This is a genomic window from Mesorhizobium album, from assembly GCF_033977205.1.
GTDB lineage: Bacteria > Pseudomonadota > Alphaproteobacteria > Rhizobiales > Rhizobiaceae > Mesorhizobium > Mesorhizobium album.
The window spans coordinates 98,362-113,874 of the sequence record NZ_JAVIIW010000016.1 but is presented as its reverse complement, the minus strand read 5'-3'; the positions used below and the strand labels follow the sequence as shown (position 1 = coordinate 113,874).

The 15,513-nt window shown below is 63.3% G+C and carries 16 protein-coding genes; 7 read left to right on the top strand and 9 right to left on the bottom strand.

The window, feature by feature from the left end:
- Window positions 1–15: 15 nt before the first annotated feature.
- The gene (locus RFN28_RS15570) at window positions 16–912 is read left to right on the top strand and encodes a methylenetetrahydrofolate reductase (RefSeq protein WP_320288206.1); all 897 of its coding nucleotides are present in this window, start codon (window positions 16–18) and stop codon (window positions 910–912) included.
- Window positions 913–1,115: 203 nt separating this feature from the next.
- On the opposite strand, the gene RFN28_RS15565 is transcribed toward RFN28_RS15570, so the two are convergent.
- Both RFN28_RS15565 and RFN28_RS15560 read right to left on the bottom strand, forming a co-directional pair.
- Window positions 1,116–1,709: a YceI family protein gene (locus RFN28_RS15565; RefSeq protein ID WP_320288205.1), complete on the bottom strand. Its 594-nt coding sequence runs from the start codon at window positions 1,707–1,709 to the stop codon at window positions 1,116–1,118.
- A gap of 42 nt (window positions 1,710–1,751) precedes the next feature.
- Window positions 1,752–2,579, bottom strand: a complete 828-nt coding sequence (locus RFN28_RS15560) for a hypothetical protein (protein ID WP_320288204.1) — start codon at window positions 2,577–2,579, stop codon at window positions 1,752–1,754.
- 275 nt (window positions 2,580–2,854) lie between these two features.
- On the opposite strand from RFN28_RS15560, the gene RFN28_RS15555 reads away from it, so the two are divergent.
- From RFN28_RS15555 to RFN28_RS15535, 5 genes are all read left to right on the top strand, one after another.
- On the top strand, window positions 2,855–3,700 hold the full coding sequence (locus RFN28_RS15555; protein ID WP_320288203.1) for an ABC transporter ATP-binding protein: 846 nt from the start codon (window positions 2,855–2,857) through the stop codon (window positions 3,698–3,700).
- Window positions 3,697–4,407: an ABC transporter ATP-binding protein gene (locus RFN28_RS15550; RefSeq protein ID WP_320288202.1), complete on the top strand. Its 711-nt coding sequence runs from the start codon at window positions 3,697–3,699 to the stop codon at window positions 4,405–4,407. Before RFN28_RS15555 ends, RFN28_RS15550 begins: the two co-directional genes overlap by 4 nt.
- A gap of 285 nt (window positions 4,408–4,692) precedes the next feature.
- Window positions 4,693–5,574: a branched-chain amino acid ABC transporter permease gene (locus RFN28_RS15545; RefSeq protein ID WP_320288201.1), complete on the top strand. Its 882-nt coding sequence runs from the start codon at window positions 4,693–4,695 to the stop codon at window positions 5,572–5,574.
- An 11-nt stretch (window positions 5,575–5,585) separates the two neighbouring features.
- Window positions 5,586–6,557 carry a branched-chain amino acid ABC transporter permease gene (locus tag RFN28_RS15540; RefSeq protein ID WP_320288200.1) on the top strand — a complete coding sequence of 324 codons (972 nt, stop codon included), beginning with the start codon at window positions 5,586–5,588 and terminating at the stop codon, window positions 6,555–6,557.
- A 22-nt stretch (window positions 6,558–6,579) separates the two neighbouring features.
- Window positions 6,580–7,800 (top strand): ABC transporter substrate-binding protein, encoded by a 1,221-nt coding sequence (locus RFN28_RS15535; RefSeq protein ID WP_320288199.1) that lies wholly within the window; start codon window positions 6,580–6,582, stop codon window positions 7,798–7,800.
- A 338-nt stretch (window positions 7,801–8,138) separates the two neighbouring features.
- On the opposite strand, the gene RFN28_RS15530 is transcribed toward RFN28_RS15535, so the two are convergent.
- From RFN28_RS15530 to RFN28_RS15520, 3 genes are read right to left on the bottom strand one after another with little or no spacing between them, the layout of a single operon-like run.
- Window positions 8,139–9,398 (bottom strand): Zn-dependent hydrolase, encoded by a 1,260-nt coding sequence (locus tag RFN28_RS15530; protein WP_320288198.1) that lies wholly within the window; start codon window positions 9,396–9,398, stop codon window positions 8,139–8,141.
- On the bottom strand, window positions 9,395–10,051 hold the full coding sequence (locus RFN28_RS15525) for a TenA family protein (RefSeq protein ID WP_320288197.1): 657 nt from the start codon (window positions 10,049–10,051) through the stop codon (window positions 9,395–9,397). The genes RFN28_RS15530 and RFN28_RS15525 overlap by 4 nt, the downstream gene beginning before the upstream one ends.
- Before the next feature lie 3 nt (window positions 10,052–10,054).
- Window positions 10,055–10,897 (bottom strand): BtpA/SgcQ family protein, encoded by an 843-nt coding sequence (locus RFN28_RS15520; RefSeq protein ID WP_320288196.1) that lies wholly within the window; start codon window positions 10,895–10,897, stop codon window positions 10,055–10,057.
- 25 nt (window positions 10,898–10,922) lie between these two features.
- Here RFN28_RS15520 and RFN28_RS15515 point away from each other — a divergent pair, with 25 nt between their 5' ends.
- Window positions 10,923–11,822 carry a ribokinase gene (locus RFN28_RS15515; protein ID WP_320288195.1) on the top strand — a complete coding sequence of 300 codons (900 nt, stop codon included), beginning with the start codon at window positions 10,923–10,925 and terminating at the stop codon, window positions 11,820–11,822.
- Here RFN28_RS15515 and RFN28_RS15510 read toward each other — a convergent pair.
- The 4 genes from RFN28_RS15510 to RFN28_RS15495 are packed head-to-tail and all read right to left on the bottom strand — an operon-like array spanning window position 11,819 to window position 15,512.
- A complete protein-coding gene (locus RFN28_RS15510; RefSeq protein ID WP_320288194.1) occupies window positions 11,819–12,598 on the bottom strand; it encodes a glutamine amidotransferase in 780 nt (259 codons plus the stop codon). The genes RFN28_RS15515 and RFN28_RS15510 overlap by 4 nt on opposite strands.
- 45 nt (window positions 12,599–12,643) lie before the next feature.
- Complete coding sequence (locus RFN28_RS15505) at window positions 12,644–13,714, bottom strand: phosphotriesterase family protein (protein ID WP_320288193.1); 1,071 nt, start codon at window positions 13,712–13,714, stop codon at window positions 12,644–12,646.
- Complete coding sequence (locus tag RFN28_RS15500) at window positions 13,711–14,724, bottom strand: ABC transporter permease (protein WP_320288192.1); 1,014 nt, start codon at window positions 14,722–14,724, stop codon at window positions 13,711–13,713. Before RFN28_RS15500 ends, RFN28_RS15505 begins: the two co-directional genes overlap by 4 nt.
- Window positions 14,721–15,512 (bottom strand): ATP-binding cassette domain-containing protein, encoded by a 792-nt coding sequence (locus RFN28_RS15495; protein WP_320288226.1) that lies wholly within the window; start codon window positions 15,510–15,512, stop codon window positions 14,721–14,723. The genes RFN28_RS15500 and RFN28_RS15495 overlap by 4 nt, the downstream gene beginning before the upstream one ends.
- Window position 15,513: the final 1 nt, after the last annotated feature.

Below are 15,513 nucleotides of genomic sequence, written 5' to 3'. Positions count from 1 at the left end.
ACCGGAGCCACGCGCGTGGAAAAGATCATAGGTATCCAGAACGTCCGCCCCGATTCTATCGACGCCTCGATTGAGATGGCGCCTAGCCAGGCGCTCGACTCCCCTGATTTGCCTGGCCTGTTGCCGCCGGACGTCCGGGTCTACATCACCGATATCGGACTGGCGGACACGCCGACCCTGGTCAAAGCCGCCCGCCGCGTCACCGACCTTGGTTATGCCGCCGTTCCCCATATAGCCGCCCGCCGACAGACAACGCGCGAGGCGCTGGAAACGCGGCTGAAGGCCTTGGCTGAGGAAGCGGGCGTTCGCGACGTGCTCATCATCGGCGGCGACGTGGCAGCTCCGGCTGGCTCGTTTTCCTCCTCCATCGAGGTGCTCGAGACCGGCTTCATCGACAAGCACGGCATTACCGAGGTCGGCATAGCTGGGCACCCGGAAGGGAGTCGCGACTTTGGCGAGGAGGCGGCGATTGCCGCACTTCGCATGAAGAGCGCCTGGGCCGAGCGCAGCGGGGCGAGGATGCGCATCGTGACCCAATTTGGCTTCGACGCTGACAAATTCATCACCTGGGCAGACGGCCTCGCGGCTTACGGACTGGACCTGCCCGTCCACCTTGGAGTTGCCGGTCCCGCCAAGATCATGACCTTGCTGAGATACGCGGCGTTGTGCGGCGTCGGCAACTCGCTGAACTTCCTGAAGAAGCGCAGCGCGTCGCTTGCTGCGCTCGCGACCAGTCACTCGCCGGAGAGCTTCGTCGGCCCGATCGAAGACCATCTGCGGGCAAAGCCGGGATCAGCGATTGCGCAGCTTCACATCTTCCCGTTCGGCGGCATCAAGAATACGGCCAGGTGGCTATACGAGCGCGGCTCGTGGCAAAGCTCAGATGCCGACGACCGCTCATCGATAGCTTAGATTCTCACTGCCATTCTCACGAGACCACGCCGCTGAGTGGCGCGCCGGCTAGCCGGCGCGCCATGGTCTCCTCGTGCCGCTACGCGGGCGAGCGTTGTGGCGCGAGAGCCTGATAGAAGATGCCACCGACCCGGCTCCGGCTGCAGTAGGCATCCATGCGGACTCCGCGGGCGGCTTGTAGGACAAACCGGGAGCACAGACCGTCAGGTGCGGCCGCGCCCCTCTGTTTCAATGCGCAGCGTGACTTCATCCCCGATCAGGGGAATGTTGGCTGTCATCCCGAAGTCGCTGCGCTTCAACTTCGTCGTCGCGCTGAAGCCAGCTTCAAGACTGCCGTCCCAAGGGTTCTTGCCCTGGCCGTTGAAGGTTACGTCGAGCGTCACCGGCTTGGTCACGCCCGCGATGGTGAGGTCGCCCGTGATGGAGCCTTGCTTGTCGCCCGACTTGGTGAATTTGGTGCCGACGAAGGTGATCTCCGGAAACTCGGCGGCATTGAACCAGTCAGCGCCCTGGATGTCGCCATCGCGCTGGGCATTGTTGGTCGAAATGCTGGACACCTTGACCTTGGCCTGCAGCTTGCTGGCATCAGGCGCATCCTTGTCGAAGGTGAACTCCCCTGAGAACTCTTTTGCGACGCCGATGACGTTGGAAAAGCCGAGGTGGTTGATAAAGAACACGATGCCGGAGTGAACCGGATCGATGTCGAACGTGATCGGCTGCGCCCTGGCCGCCTCCTGGCCGATCGGCGCCGATAGGAGTGCCGCAGCGATCAGGGCTGTCTTTAGTTTGTACTTCATGTTCCGTCCTCCATTGTTGATACACGGGTAGAAGAGTTGAATTCACAGCGGGAGGCTGAAGCCGCTCCGCGCCAGCATGACCGCGACGGCTGCAATGGCCGGCACCAGGCAGAGCCCTGCGAAGACGAGCGTGGCGACGGGGCGGTTTTTCTCCTCGAGACGATCGAGAACTCCGCGGCAGATCGAGGGGACTAGGAAAACCAGTGAGAGCACGGCAAGAGCGAAAAGGTCGATCTTGCGGGTGATCAGCGCGACGGTTTGCGCCACCGCGATCATGCCTCCGGCACCGCCGATCAACGATCCCCATCCGAAACGGTAATTGGGCCCGAGCAGGTGCCAAAACACGACACCGCCGATCCCCACGGCCAGGCCGAGGGACAATTGCAGGCTGGAAGAAGAAGCTCCCATGAAGGCGATTGGGGCAAAACCAGCGCTGGCCACCGCGAGCATCACGGCCGAACGCACATTCGATCCCTCATCGGGAAACTGCGCTTCCCGGTACAGCGCGTATAGAAGTGCCGCTCCCACCAGAGCGGCGACAACCAGATCGAAAGGCTGCGCCAGGACGATCTTCTCACCGATATAGGCGGCCGATGCGAGCGGCATTGCCACCAGCAGCAAAAGCGAAAGTGCGCGGCTGCCCGCCCATTCCGCGGCCAAGCCCAAAACGGACCCGACGATCGCGATGTAGAATACTTTGTTGACGGCGCCGACCGGCGGGAAGGATGGAAGCCGATTGTAGGTCAGCCAGTAAGACAAGAAGAAGCCGAGCGGGATCAGCGGATCGTACCAGCGCCGATCGACGCGCCACCAGCGCATCAAGGCGGTCACGCCGAAGAGGGCAAGGCCGCAAACCGCAGTCGCCAGCATGACCGCTTCCTGCGCCGATCGAGCGAGGCTGATCACGTTGGGCCACCAGTGCTGTCGACAAAATACCGGGTGCCGTCGATCATTGCGGCCCCTTCCGGCAGGATGAAGTCACACCGTCCTCCCCGGCCTGAGTTCTCGAAATCCCCGACTCCCTTCGGATACCGGCTAGATTTCAAATACCAAATAGTATTCGATTGGCTCTGTCAATCCAGGAATGAGCCGTTCCGGTCGGTTGACATACGAACCAGACTTCAAATACTATTTGGTATCCAAATGTGGAGACGCCTCGGAAAAGGCTGGATCCACGACGCGCCTGGGAGGAGTGCGTGGCTGTGCAGAAACACATGAATGCCTCTCTGCCGGTACTTGCGGCAGAAGGCGTATCGGTCCGCTTCGGGGGCGTGCAGGCGCTTGACGACGTTTCTCTCGACGTCGGTGACGGCGAGATCTGTGGGCTGATCGGCCCCAATGGCGCGGGCAAGACCACCTTCCTGAATGCAATCACCTGCCTGAGCCGTCCCCAGCGCGGCTCCATACAGCTGTCGGGCCGGACGATCTCCAATGCGGCCGTGCGCGACATCATCGGCCTTGGGATCGCGCGGACGTTTCAAAACGTCGGCGTGTATGGCTCGCTGAGCGTCCTGGAAAACGTGATGCTTGGCGCTCATCACAAGATGGGTGGAAAGGTCGTGCGCGCCCTTCTCAACCCTGTCGGCGCATGGGCCGAGGAGAAGACAGTGCGCCGGCAGGCTGAAGCAATTCTCGACGAGCTGGGCATGGCTGCCTTGTCGGCCGCCCGCGCGGACTCCCTGCCCTATCCCTTGCAGAAGCGGATGGAGATAGCGCGAGCGCTGGCGGCCGAACCCAGGCTCCTGCTGCTCGACGAGCCGGCTGGCGGACTGACGCATGGCGAGGTCAGCGAGTTCGGCAGGCTCATCGACGCGATCCGGCACAACCGCAAACTCTCGATCCTCCTGATCGAGCACCACATGGGCCTGGTGATGAGCCTTTGCGACCGGATCCATGTGTTCCATCTCGGTCGAAACCTCGCATCCGGGCGCCCCGAGGAAATCAGGACCAACGAAGCCGTCATCGCCGCTTACCTTGGGAGGAGCGAGTGACGCTTCTCGAGGTCCGCAATCTCTCGGCCGGATACGGCAAGGTCCGCGCGCTTTTTGACTGCTCGTTCGGGATCGACGACAAGGAGTTCGTCGTCCTGCTCGGCGTCAATGGAGCGGGAAAAACCACCTTGCTGCGCGCCCTTTCGGGGACGATCCGCTCGTCGGGCGAAATCGCCTATATGGGAAGCGACCTACAGGGGATGCCGCCGGAACGGCGTCTGCAGCGCGGCATAGCGCAGATCCCCCAGGGCAGAGGCACGTTCACGGAATTCACGGTCGACGAAAACCTCACGCTGGGCGCCACGATTGTCTCCGACCGCCGCCAGGTCCGACTGGACAAGGAACGATGGTATGAGCGCTTCCCACGGCTGCGCGAGCGGCGCTCCCAACTGGCCGGCAAACTGAGCGGCGGTGAACAGCAGATGCTCGCGGTGGCTCGAGCTCTCATGTCCCGGCCGAAGCTGCTGCTGTGTGACGAGCCGTCACTGGGTCTGGCACCTGTTATCACGCGCGAGATATTCGCGATCTTCAAGGAACTCCGCGACATCGATGGAATGACGCTCCTTGTCGTCGAGCAAAATGCCGACTTGTCTCTCAAGTTTGCCGACCGCGCCTATGTGATCGAGGCCGGGCATATCGTGGCTGGCGGCTCAGCCAGCGCGATACTCGCCGATGAACATATCCAGAAATCTTACCTTGGGGACTAGTTTGACGGCGTCGAACCAACTTGTTGCTTGCGCGATTGCCCCGAGCGGCATCTATGCCGTGCTGGTCATTGCCCTGGCGCTGATCTCACGCTCCGCAAGACGCGCGTCAGCCGGCCACCTCGCCTCAGCGTCCTTCATCGACATTCACGACGCGGCCGGGCTGCCATTCCTGATCGTCGTGCCCGCCATTGAGCCGTCATCAACCGCCAGGGCTCCGCAGGCCAAAGCTCTCGATGCAAAGGCTCAGAAGTCAGCGGGCCCGGCGATGCCGATGAGGAGCCGGTCGTGACCCTTTTCGTGCAAATTATCGTCAGCGGCCTCGCCACCGGCGCCATCTACTCGGCCCTCGCCCTCGCGCTTGTGTTGATCTTTCGCGCCACCAACGTCGTCAATTTCGGCCAAGGCGAAATGGCGACCTTCTCCGCATACTGCACCTGGCAGCTCTGCCTGTGGGGTCTGCCCCTGTGGCTTGCCATTGCGATTGGCCTGGCCGGCTCCTTCGTGCTGGGAGTTTTGGCGTTTCGGGTCTTCATTCGTCCGCTCCTGGCCGCGCCGGTCGAGGCAACGGTAGTCGTCACACTCGGCATGTTCGTGCTCTTCCAGGCGATGGTGACCTGGCTGTGGGGAGCTGAGCAGAAGCCGTCCCCAAGCCTTTTCCCAGATGGTGGCTTCAGTCTTGGTGACGTGCGGATCCTGGCTTCGTCAGCCGGCACCTTGCTGGTGCTCATTGTCCTGGCCGCGGCCCTCGGCTGCCTTTTCGCCTTCACCAGGCTGGGTCTCTCCATGCGGGCCGCCGCCTTCGACCGCGTGCGAAGCGTTCTGGTCGGCGTCAACGTCGAACGCATGCTGATGCTCGGCTGGGGCTTCGCCGCGGTGATCGGAATGGTCGCGGCCGTGCTCGTCGCGCCACGGCTGTTTCTGAGCCCGACCATGATGACTCCCATACTGTTCTACGGTCTCGCCGCGGCAACGGTGGGAGGCTGGACCAGTCCGCTCGGCGCGGTGGCCGGAGGCCTGCTTGTGGGCGTCAGCGAGAGCCTTGGCGCCAACTACGTCGGCTTTCTCGGGGCGGACATGCGCATCGCGGTTCCAATCGTCCTTACCCTTTTCGTGCTGCTGGTTAAGCCCGTCGGTCTGTTCGGCACGCAGAAGGTCACGAAGCTATGAGGAACAGCGTCTTGCGCAGGGCAGCGACAATCATTGGTTTTGTGCTGGTCGCCGCGCTCCTGCCGGCCTTGCTGTCAGGCTTCCAGCTGCAGCAGGTGAGCGTGGCGATCTCGTACGCGATCGCCATCCTTGGCCTCAACCTGCTCATGGGATTTGCCGGGCAGATCTGCCTCGCCCAGGGGACGCTGTTCGGCATCGGCGCCTACGTCACCGCCATTTTGAACGCGACCTACGGCAGCCATCCATTGGCGGCGCTGCCGGCAGCAGCCGCCGTCACGGCGCTTGCCGGCCTCATTGTCGGCCTTCCGGCCTTGCGCTTGCAGGGACTGCAGCTTGCGATCATCACCTTTGGTGTCGCAGCCGCGTTCCCACAACTTCTGTTGAAACTCGGCACCTGGACGGGGGGAGTCTCCGGCTTGCCGATCGACTTCCTCGAGCCGCCCGCGTTCCTGGCCGACAACTCCGAGCTCTGGCTCTATCTGATGACGCTGGCATGCGCTGGCGTGGCCGCGATCATCGTCAGTCTTGTGCTCGCGGGCGATGTCGGCCGGGCGCTGCGCGCGCAGCGGGACAGTTCCCAGATCGCCGAGGCTTTCGGCGTCAACCTGGTCAAGACCAAGCTGTGGGCGTTCGCCATCAGCTCTGCGCTCGCCGGACTCGGCGGGGGCGTCTTCGCGATCCTCAATGGCTTCATCAGCCCGCAGTCCTTCCTCGCTCCGCTTTCCATCACAATCGTGATCGGGAGCATCGTCGGCGGCTCAACAAGCATTGTCGGAGCATTCGTCGGCGGCCTGTTCATCACCTTCGTCCCGACCTGGACGTCCAACATCAATCTCGCACTCGGCAATGTCATCTACGCGCTCGCACTGATCGGCATCATGCTTTTGGCGCGCGGTGGGGTTGCCGGGTTGCTGGATAGATTCACCGCCGCGTTGACGACGCGGTCGAACCCCAACGGCAAAGCCGGACAATCAGCAAACTAGGGAGGAAGTTATGAGACCAGGAATGCGCACGCCAAAAATGCTCATGGCGGCAGCAGTGCTTGCACTCGCCGTCGGTGCCACTTCGGCAAGAGCCGACGAGACGCCAGGCATCACCGACAGCACAGTCAAGATCGGTATAACCGGTCCGCTCACCGGGCCCGTTGCGGTCGTCGGCGCCGTTGCAGAAGGCATCCGCGCCAGGGTCGAGGCGGCCAACGCCAAGGGCGGCGTCAAGATGTCCGACGGCAAAACCCGCAAGATCGAGCTGGTGATCAAGGACGACATGCTCGATCCGCAGCGAACGCTCGCGAATGTCCGCGAGATGGTTGAGCAGGACAAAGTCTTCGCCCTAGTCGGCACGGCTGCCACTCCGAACAACGTCGCGATCGGGCGCTATATCGAGCAACGGAAAGTTCCGAATGTCTTCATGTATTCGGGCGTTCACAAGCTGAACGCCCCGCACGAGGAAATAGGTTTCGTCCCGGCCTTCTCGACCGAAGCGACGTCGTTCGCCACTTATCTGAAGGACAACAAGCCCGCGGCGAAGGTCGCGATCCTCTACCTCAACACCGAGACCGGCGAGACCTTCATGAAGGCCTTCGACAAAGCCATCGACGGCTCCGGCGTCAAAGTTGTCGATCGGCAACCTGTGACCTCGCAGGACCCAACCGTGGAGACGCAGCTCACGGCTCTCAAAGCTTCGGGCGCCGATACGCTGGTGATCATCGCCGCGCCGCAGCAGGGTGGCGAAGCGATCCGCTTCCAGGCCGAAAGCGGGTGGAAGCCCTTGACCCTCGTCACCAACCTTTCCTCTGCCTACCCGATCCTGCAGGCGGTGGGGCTGGACCACGCCAAAGGCATCATCACCTCGAATTTCCTGAAACCCATTGTGAGCCCGCAAAAAAGCGGTGACGCTGGTATTGACCAATATCTGGACGACATCGCCGCGGCCAAGGTCAACTTCGTCTTCGCCAACACGATCGGACAGGTCGGTTATGCGACCGGCGATGCCCTCGTGAAGGCGCTCGAGGAGATGAAGAAGCCGACCCGAGCTGCGCTGCTCGAGACCGTCTTCAACTTCCAGAAGTGGGACAATCCGCTGCTGCTCGATGGGATCAAGCTCAACACCAAAGCCGGCTCCGACATTTTCCCCATAGAGGCGCTGCAGCTCTATCAGTTCGACGGCCAGAAATATGTTCCAGTTGGCAAATTGCTCGATTTCGAAGGCAAGACTGAAGAGTGACGATAGCGGATATAAGTTGCCCACTGCGACAAGCGCCTGCCGGTCGGCCGGCGCTTTTTTTCGCCGGTGGAGATGGATGGCATGGGTGGGATGCAAGCACAGTGCGTGCGTTTACAGACCTATCCTGCCCACGCATTGCCATGTTTGGCGTCGAACGTTCGCATGTTGCCGGTCGCGATCCGACTGGCAAACAAAAGGCACCTGCCAATGTCGAAGCTATCTCGGTTTAGCAAAACGATTTGCGTAACTGCACTGTATTGGCGGTAGCCTTCCAGCGACTCAACCCCCGTTGTCATGGGACGTTATCAGGAGAGCGACGCACCCGGCCTAAATGGCATCTACAGGAGGATTTGCCCCCAGTTATCAAGAACCGTGAGCGTTGACGCAAGCAGCATTTGCGCTCCCGCGACGGCCTGGTCCGGCTCGACATATTCAGCCTCGTTGTGGCTGAGCCCGTCTCGGCAAGGCACGAAGATCATGGCTGTGGGCGCCACCCGATTGACAAACAGAGCGTCGTGGAAGGCCCCGGAAAGCATCGATTTCGACGCAAGCCCCAGACTGTCTGCGGCTTCGTTCAATCGCTCAAGCAGGAGCGAAGAGAAAACCGTCGGCGGCATATCGAAGGTGCGGCGCAGCGTCGACGCACAGCCGCAACCGGCCGCAGCCTCGGCAAGGGTGCTTCTGATGAAAGTTTCAAGCCTGTCGAGCACTGCGCTTTCGGGGTGGCGCAGATCGATGGTGAAGCAGATTTTTTCGGGAATGGCGTTGACCGCGCCCCGCTCCACGGCAAGCCTGCCAACGGTAAAGCGAGCGCGCGCGTCACGCGGCATGATCTCGGCATATAGCCTGTCCAGCCCGCGCACCGCGGCTGCCATGGCGTCGCGTCGCAAGCCGAGCGCGGTGGTGCCGGCATGAGCTGACTGGCCGGTGATCTCGACCTCCAGCCAGCGTGTACCCTGGATGCCTTCCACGATGCCGATAGGGATGTTCTCGCTCTCCAGCGAGGGGCCCTGCTCGATATGCAATTCCAGATAAGCGGCGATCGGAAAGCCGAGCGGGCGCGTTGCTGCCTCCGGCAACGCCTCGAGCGTGGCCTGCAGCTCGTCGGCGAACAAGGAGCCGTCATGACCGCGCAAGCTAGTCCACTGCTCCGGGATCGAGCCGGAGGCGAACGCCATGGAGCCCATGCAGCCTGGTTGGTAATGGCTGCCTTCCTCATTTGTCCAGGCCACCGCCTCAACCGGGAACGGCGTCTCGGCGCCTGCATCCTCCAACGCCTCGAGCACCTCGAAGGCAGCGAGCGTGCCCAGCGCGCCGTCGAAGCGGCCGCCGGTTAGCTGGCTGTCGAGATGGCTGCCGATCAGGACGCGCGGCCTGGAATTATCCTTGCCTTCGCGCCGAATGAACAGATTGGCGATAGCGTCCTGACCTGGGCCGAAGCCTCGTGCCTGACCCAGCTCCGCTAGAAGGCGTCGCGCGCGCCGGTCCTCCGGCGAAAGCGCCTGCCGGTTGACACCGCCCTTGGGCGTGGCGCCGATCCGGGCGAAGGCATCAAGCCGGCCTAGGAAACGCTCGGCGTCTATCCGAGGCTCGCTCATGCGTCGTCTCCATAGGCGGCATCGTGAAAGGCGATCTCCAGCACCTGCACACGGCCGAAGACGGCGCTGAGCCGGGCCCGCGCGGCTTCGTCGAGCCTGGCATTCGCCTCGTCGATCTGCCGCCTCAGCCATTCAGCCTGCTTGGCGAAGGTGTCGTCGGCGTGCATGGCCACCCATTCGACGAGCTGAGGATCGGCGATGGCCGCAGTCGCAACGCGCTTCGACCAAGTCCAGTACATCCATTCCGCCGCGAACATCGCAACGATGATGTCGAGGAACGCCCCCTTTTCGGCTATGTCCAGCATCCCGGCGCAGAACGCCTCAATGCGTGGGTCGGCCAGGTTGAAGCTGGCGGGATCGATGGCGCGGGCCGCCAATGTCCGTTCGAAATAGGCGATCTGCTGGTTGGCCAGATCGTCCAGCACACCGATCAGCCAGCGCTTCTCTTCGATCCTGCCGGCCTTGGCGGTTGCGAGCGCGAAGATGGAGATGGCCGTATCCACGAAGGCGCTCTCGTAGACAAGGTAGCGGTCGAACACCTCGCCCGGCAGATGGCCAGCCTCGATGTCGGTCGTGAAGCGATGGCGAACCATGGCTTCGAAGATGGCCTCATTCTCGCGCAGAATGCGCTCCGACAGCGTCACGCCCGCCATCCATCAAGCTCCCAGAGCGGGCTCGGCAGCGGCGCGGAAGGCGCGCACGCGCTCGATGTCGACTGGGTTCCACCACACGCCGCCCGCCTTCAGCGATGAGGCGACGATGACGCCGCTGGTACGCTCGAGGATCTCCACGACATTGGTCTTGTCCACGCCGGAGCCGACCAGCAACGGCAGATGCGTGGCGGCCGCGATCTCCTCGATCTCCTCGATGGTGGCGGCGGCGCCGGTGCGCTGGCCGGTGGCGATGACGCCGTCGGCATCGAAGAACGCGAGGTCACGCGTCAGCTCGGCGATGGAGCGATCGGCGACGATGGCATGGCTGCCGTGCTTGACGTGGCTGTCGGCAAAGACCTTGATGTGCTCGGCCCTGAGAGCCGAACGATAACGCATAGCCTCCGCCGCGCGGCCCTCAATGAACCCCTCATTGGCGATATAGGCGTTCGCCCACTGGTTGACGCGGATGAACTTCGCGCCGCCGGCCAGGGCGATGGCAAAGGCCGGTATCGGCGCGTTGGCCAGCACATTGATGCCAAGCGGCACGCCGATGGCGCGCGCGATGCGGTCGGTGACGACTGACATGAAGGCAGCCGTCTCATAGCCTATGTCCTCGGGCTTGGAGAAGGGCACGTCGCCGTGGTTTTCTATCATCAGGCCATGCATCCCGCCCTGGATGAGCGCCTCGGCGTCGCGCATGCAGGCATCGTAGATGGTGTTCATGTCGGCGCCGCGATAACGGGGGGCGCCGGGGAACGCGGGGCAATGGATCATGCCGATCAGCGCCTTGTCGCGCCCGAATATTTCCCTTATGGCGCTGGCGGGATTGTCCGAGATTTGCTGCATTTTAGAGTCCTTCGGAAGAGTGTTCATGCACGCTTATGTCATAGGCAATGTGGCGGTTGACGAGACCATCCGGGTCGAACAGTGGCCATTGGCCGGCGCCTCGATTTTCGGCAGCCATGGGTCCAGCGACCTCGGCGGCAAGGGCGCAAACCAGGCTGTGGTCATGGCCCGCTGCGGCCTGACGACCAGCCTCGTCGCCCCAGTGGGAGCGGAGTTCCGCGCCCAGAGCATCGCCGAACGGCTCGCCACCGAGCCAGTCGAATGCCGGCTCCTGCGACAGGAGGGCCGGAGCAGCGACTTCTCCATCATATTCACAACTCCTGACGGCGAGAACGCCATCGTCACCACGACGGACGCGGCCGAGAACCTTCGGCCCGAGGATGCGCTGCCTGCTATCCGCGAGGCACAACCGGGCGACCTCGCGGTCTTCCAGGGCAATCTGAGCGGGGCGACCACCGAGGCGCTGCTCACCGAAGCGCGCCGGCGCGGCATGGTCACGGCCTTCAATCCATCGCCGCTCAGGCCTTCCTTCCAGGATTTGTGGCCGCTGGTGGACATTGCCTTCCTCAATGCCGGCGAAGCGCTGGCGCTGACCGGCGCCTCGGGCGAGGCGGCTGCCGCCGTGTTGCATGCGCGTGGCGTGCGCGACGTGGTGCTGACGCTCGGCGCGGACGGCGCCCTGCTCAGCGGCGGCAGTGCTCCGTTGCGGGTGGCAGCGGCACCTGCCAACGTCGTGGACACCACCGGAGCGGGCGACACATTCATGGGCGTGGCACTGGCCTCCGCGTTCCTGCGTGGCGCCCGCCTTGACGAACTGGCACTCATCCATGCGGCTCGAGCGAGCGCGCTCACCGTGTCGCGGAAAGGCACGCTGAACGCCTTTCCGAGCATCGAGGAGATGAGCGCGATCCTGGCGCAACTTTAGGTTAGCGCTCGGGCGGTCAGCCAGGCGAGGATATTCTTCCAAAGCCTGCCATAGCCTTCCCAGGCACAGAAGGCCGGCGACAGCCAATGCGGGCCGATGTCGGACGTCCAGGCCGCGGTACGGCCCTTGCCGTGGCTGCCAACCACAAGCAGTGGGAAGCCACCCTGGTCCTGCGGCAGGCGCGCGACCAGCTCAGCGTTGTTACCTGGGCGAAGTTCAACCTCGTTGACGCCAAGCAGCGGCGGCCAAGCCTGGCCGGTCAGTCCCGCCATCACCGGATGATCCTTCGCGACAATTTCCGCCACCGTGCCTTCGGGTATCTCGACACGATCGTCATAGGGCAGGCAGGTGACGGGCAACGTGTCCTCCACCGGCGTGCGGCGCCAGCGGGCCTTGCCGTCGATGCCTTGGAAAGAGAAGTAGCCGCCGACCATGAGCAGGCCGCCACCCTTTTCCACCCAGGCCTTGAGCAGTTTCAGCCGATTCGGCACGGTGCGCGAGTGCAGCCACACCTCCGGAGGCAGAAGCAGTGAGTTCGCCCCGATGTCAGACAGGATGATGGCGTCGTAAACGTCGAGTCCCGCGATGTCGAAGGGTAGCTTCTCCACCGCTTCGTGGGCCGGCATGTAGGTCAGTTCATATTCTGAGCCCTCGAGCGCCTTCACCAGCGGCTCGGCGCCGAGATGGAAAGTGACGGAACCGAACTGATCGAAACCCTTGTAGTGGGTGGCCGAACTTACCCAGCTTTCGCCGACGAGGAGAACCTTCTTTGTCATGTCGTCTTTCGCTTTCTGTCTCTGAGAAATTGGGGCCTTCCAGCGTCAGCCCGTCGCGTCGAAGACCGAGCGCGGATTGTCATGCATGAGCCGCTTGAGCGCGGCCTCCGCCACGCCGTGTCGCCTCAGGCGCGGCAGGAAGTGCTTCGGCACGTAGGCATAGCCGTTGCCGCCGTAATGGGTGAGCATCATCTTCAGGAACACGTCATGCGAGACGAGGATGCGATCCAGATAACCGGCATCGATCAAGCGCACGATGCCGCGCGCCGCCTCGTCGTCGCTCGGGCACTGCACCTGCTGGTCGGCGTAGAAGAAGTCCATGCCGATCATGTCATATTCGATGAAGGCACCGCGCGCGGCCAACGACGACTGATAGGCGAAATCGTCGTGCGACGGGTTCATGTGGCACAGCACCGTGTGGCGCAGCTCCGCCCCCTCCCCCTCAACGATATCGAGCACCTTGTGGCCAAAACGGAACCAGCCGGGCAGATGGACCATCAGCGGCAACCCGGTCAGCCGCTGGGCGCGGGCGGCACCGCGCAGCGATTTCTCTTCGCTTTTTGTGAAGTCGGCGGAAACGCCGATCTCGCCGATCAATCCGATCCTCACGCCGGTACCCTCAACGCCGTCCACCGCCTCGCGTACGATCTCGGCGGCGATGTCGTCGGCTGACATCGACGCCATCTTGGCCGGGTGGGAGGATGCAAGGTAGTAGCCGGCGCCCATAACGATGTTGAGCCCGCTCGCCGCCGAGACTCGGCGCAAGGCCAGCGGATCGCGGCCGATGCCCTGGCAGGTGGGCTCGACCAGGGTGCGCCCGCCGACGGCGGCGAACTGCTTCAGTTCCTTCACCGCCAGCGCCTCGTCGTCCAGCGTGATATTGTGGCGGTTGACGAAGGGGTCCTGCCGCAGCTCCGAAAGGATCTCCATGCACACGAAGCCGCCGGCCAGATATTGCCGCTCGGGCTCCTTCGGCCTGTGCCACCAGCACAGACAATCGTTCAGCACGTGCTCGTGCATGAGCGTCAAGCCGAGGTCGGCGGCGGCGACCGGCCCGGCCACCGTCATCACCTTACCTGAGCGGACATGTGCCTCGGAGAGCGGGGCCGCCGTCATTTCGCATTGCCTCCCGCTTTACCTGGCAGCCGGAACTTGGCATTGAAGATGCGGGTGTTCAGCCAGATGGCGATCAGGATGATGGCGCCGGTGACGATCTGGGTGAAGAAGGGCGAAATGTGCATCAGGATGAGGCCATTGCCGATCACGGCGATGGTGAGCGTGCCGAGCAGGGTACCCAGAATGGTGCCGCGCCCGCCCATCAGCGAGGTGCCGCCGAGAACGACGGCTGCAATCACCTGCAGCTCGAACCCCACGGCCGCGTTGGACGAGCCCGAGCCGAGACGAGCGGCGATGAGAAGGCCGGCGACGGCGCAGGAAATGCCCGAGATCATGTAGACCGAGGCGATGACCCAGCGCGCCGGCATGCCGACGCGACGCGCCGCCTCCATATTGGAGCCGACCGCCACCACCTGCCGGCCGTAGCGGGTCGAGCGGATCGTGACATAGCCAACGATGGCGACAACCACGGCGATGAGCGCGGGAACCGGGATGCCGGCGATTTCGCCGCGGCCCAGCATGAGGAAGCCCGGAGCGTTCTCAATCGGGATTGAATAGCCCTGGGTGAGGTAAAGTGCCAGCCCGCGCAGGATGGAAAGGCCGGCGAGCGTGACGATGAAGGCTGGCACGTCTTGATAGGCCACGAACCAGCCTTGGCCGAGCCCCGTCAGCACGCCGAGCACCAGCATGGCCAGCAGTACAACGGGCCAGGGCAGGCCGGCGGCCATCAGGATGGCAGCCAGCGCATTGACCAATGCCACCTGCGAGCCGACCGACAGGTCGATGCCAGCTGTGATGATGACGAAGGTCATCGCTACGGCGACGATCAAGATAGGGGCTGCCTGCCGCAGAATGTTGAGAATGTTGCCAATGGTGAGGAAGGTGTTCGTGCCGACGGTAAAGAAGGCGATGCACGCGAAGAAGAAGATCGCGATGGAGAGGATCTGAGCGTTCTCAGCCAGGAAGTCGGCCCATGGCGAGCCTTTCGCCCTTTCGGTGTAGACGGTCATTGGTGTGCGCCTTCTCCGACGATGAGCTTGACGATGTCTTCGAGGTCCGTTTCACCGATGCGACGCTCGGCAACCTTGGTGCCTTCATACATGACGGCGATGCGGTCACAGACGCGAAACAGGTCCTGGAGACGATGGGTGATCAGGATAACCGAAACGCCGCGTGCCTTGACGCGGTTGATCAGCGCCAGCACTGCTTCGACTTCCGCCACGGCGAGCGCCGAGGTGGGCTCGTCCATGATCAGCACCTTCGGGTTGAAGGCCGCGGCGCGGGCGATGGCAATGGCCTGCCGCTGGCCGCCAGACAGCTTCTCCACCTTGGCCGTGAGGCGGGGAATGCGGATCTCCAGGGCCTCCAGCATGTGGCGTGCGCCTTCGAGCATGGCCTGGTGGTCGAGGAATGGCCCCTTGGTGCGCTCTCGCCCAAGGAAGAGGTTGCCTATCACGTCGATATGGTCGCACAGGGAAAGGTCCTGAAACACCATCTCGATGTTGCGGGCACGCGCGTCTGCCGGACCGGACAGCACCACCGGCCGACCTTCGATCGCGATAGTGCCGCCATCGGGAATATAGGTGCCGGATATGATCTTGGTCAGCGTCGACTTGCCTGCGGCGTTGTCGCCGACGAGACCGAGACACTCACCCGGATAGAGGTCGAGATCGACACCGCGGAGTGCCTGGTGCGAGCCGAAGGTCTTGACGATGCCGCGCAGTGAAACGCGTGGCGCCGCGCCGTCGGCGGGCTCGCCTGCAGGCCGGGGGGAAGTCCCCCCGGCGGCGGCAGACATT

Coding starts and splice junctions, on each gene's coding strand:
- RFN28_RS15565 (WP_320288205.1), bottom strand. CDS start 1,709: ATGAAGTACAAACTAAAGACAGCCCTGATCGCTGCGGCACTCCTATCG.
- RFN28_RS15560 (WP_320288204.1), bottom strand. CDS start 2,579: ATGCTGGCGACTGCGGTTTGCGGCCTTGCCCTCTTCGGCGTGACCGCC.
- RFN28_RS15535 (WP_320288199.1), top strand. CDS start 6,580: ATGCGCACGCCAAAAATGCTCATGGCGGCAGCAGTGCTTGCACTCGCC.
- RFN28_RS15530 (WP_320288198.1), bottom strand. CDS start 9,398: ATGAGCGAGCCTCGGATAGACGCCGAGCGTTTCCTAGGCCGGCTTGAT.
- RFN28_RS15525 (WP_320288197.1), bottom strand. CDS start 10,051: ATGGCGGGCGTGACGCTGTCGGAGCGCATTCTGCGCGAGAATGAGGCC.
- RFN28_RS15520 (WP_320288196.1), bottom strand. CDS start 10,897: ATGCAGCAAATCTCGGACAATCCCGCCAGCGCCATAAGGGAAATATTC.
- RFN28_RS15515 (WP_320288195.1), top strand. CDS start 10,923: ATGCACGCTTATGTCATAGGCAATGTGGCGGTTGACGAGACCATCCGG.
- RFN28_RS15510 (WP_320288194.1), bottom strand. CDS start 12,598: ATGACAAAGAAGGTTCTCCTCGTCGGCGAAAGCTGGGTAAGTTCGGCC.
- RFN28_RS15505 (WP_320288193.1), bottom strand. CDS start 13,714: ATGACGGCGGCCCCGCTCTCCGAGGCACATGTCCGCTCAGGTAAGGTG.
- RFN28_RS15500 (WP_320288192.1), bottom strand. CDS start 14,724: ATGACCGTCTACACCGAAAGGGCGAAAGGCTCGCCATGGGCCGACTTC.
- RFN28_RS15495 (WP_320288226.1), bottom strand. CDS start 15,512: ATGTCTGCCGCCGCCGGGGGGACTTCCCCCCGGCCTGCAGGCGAGCCC.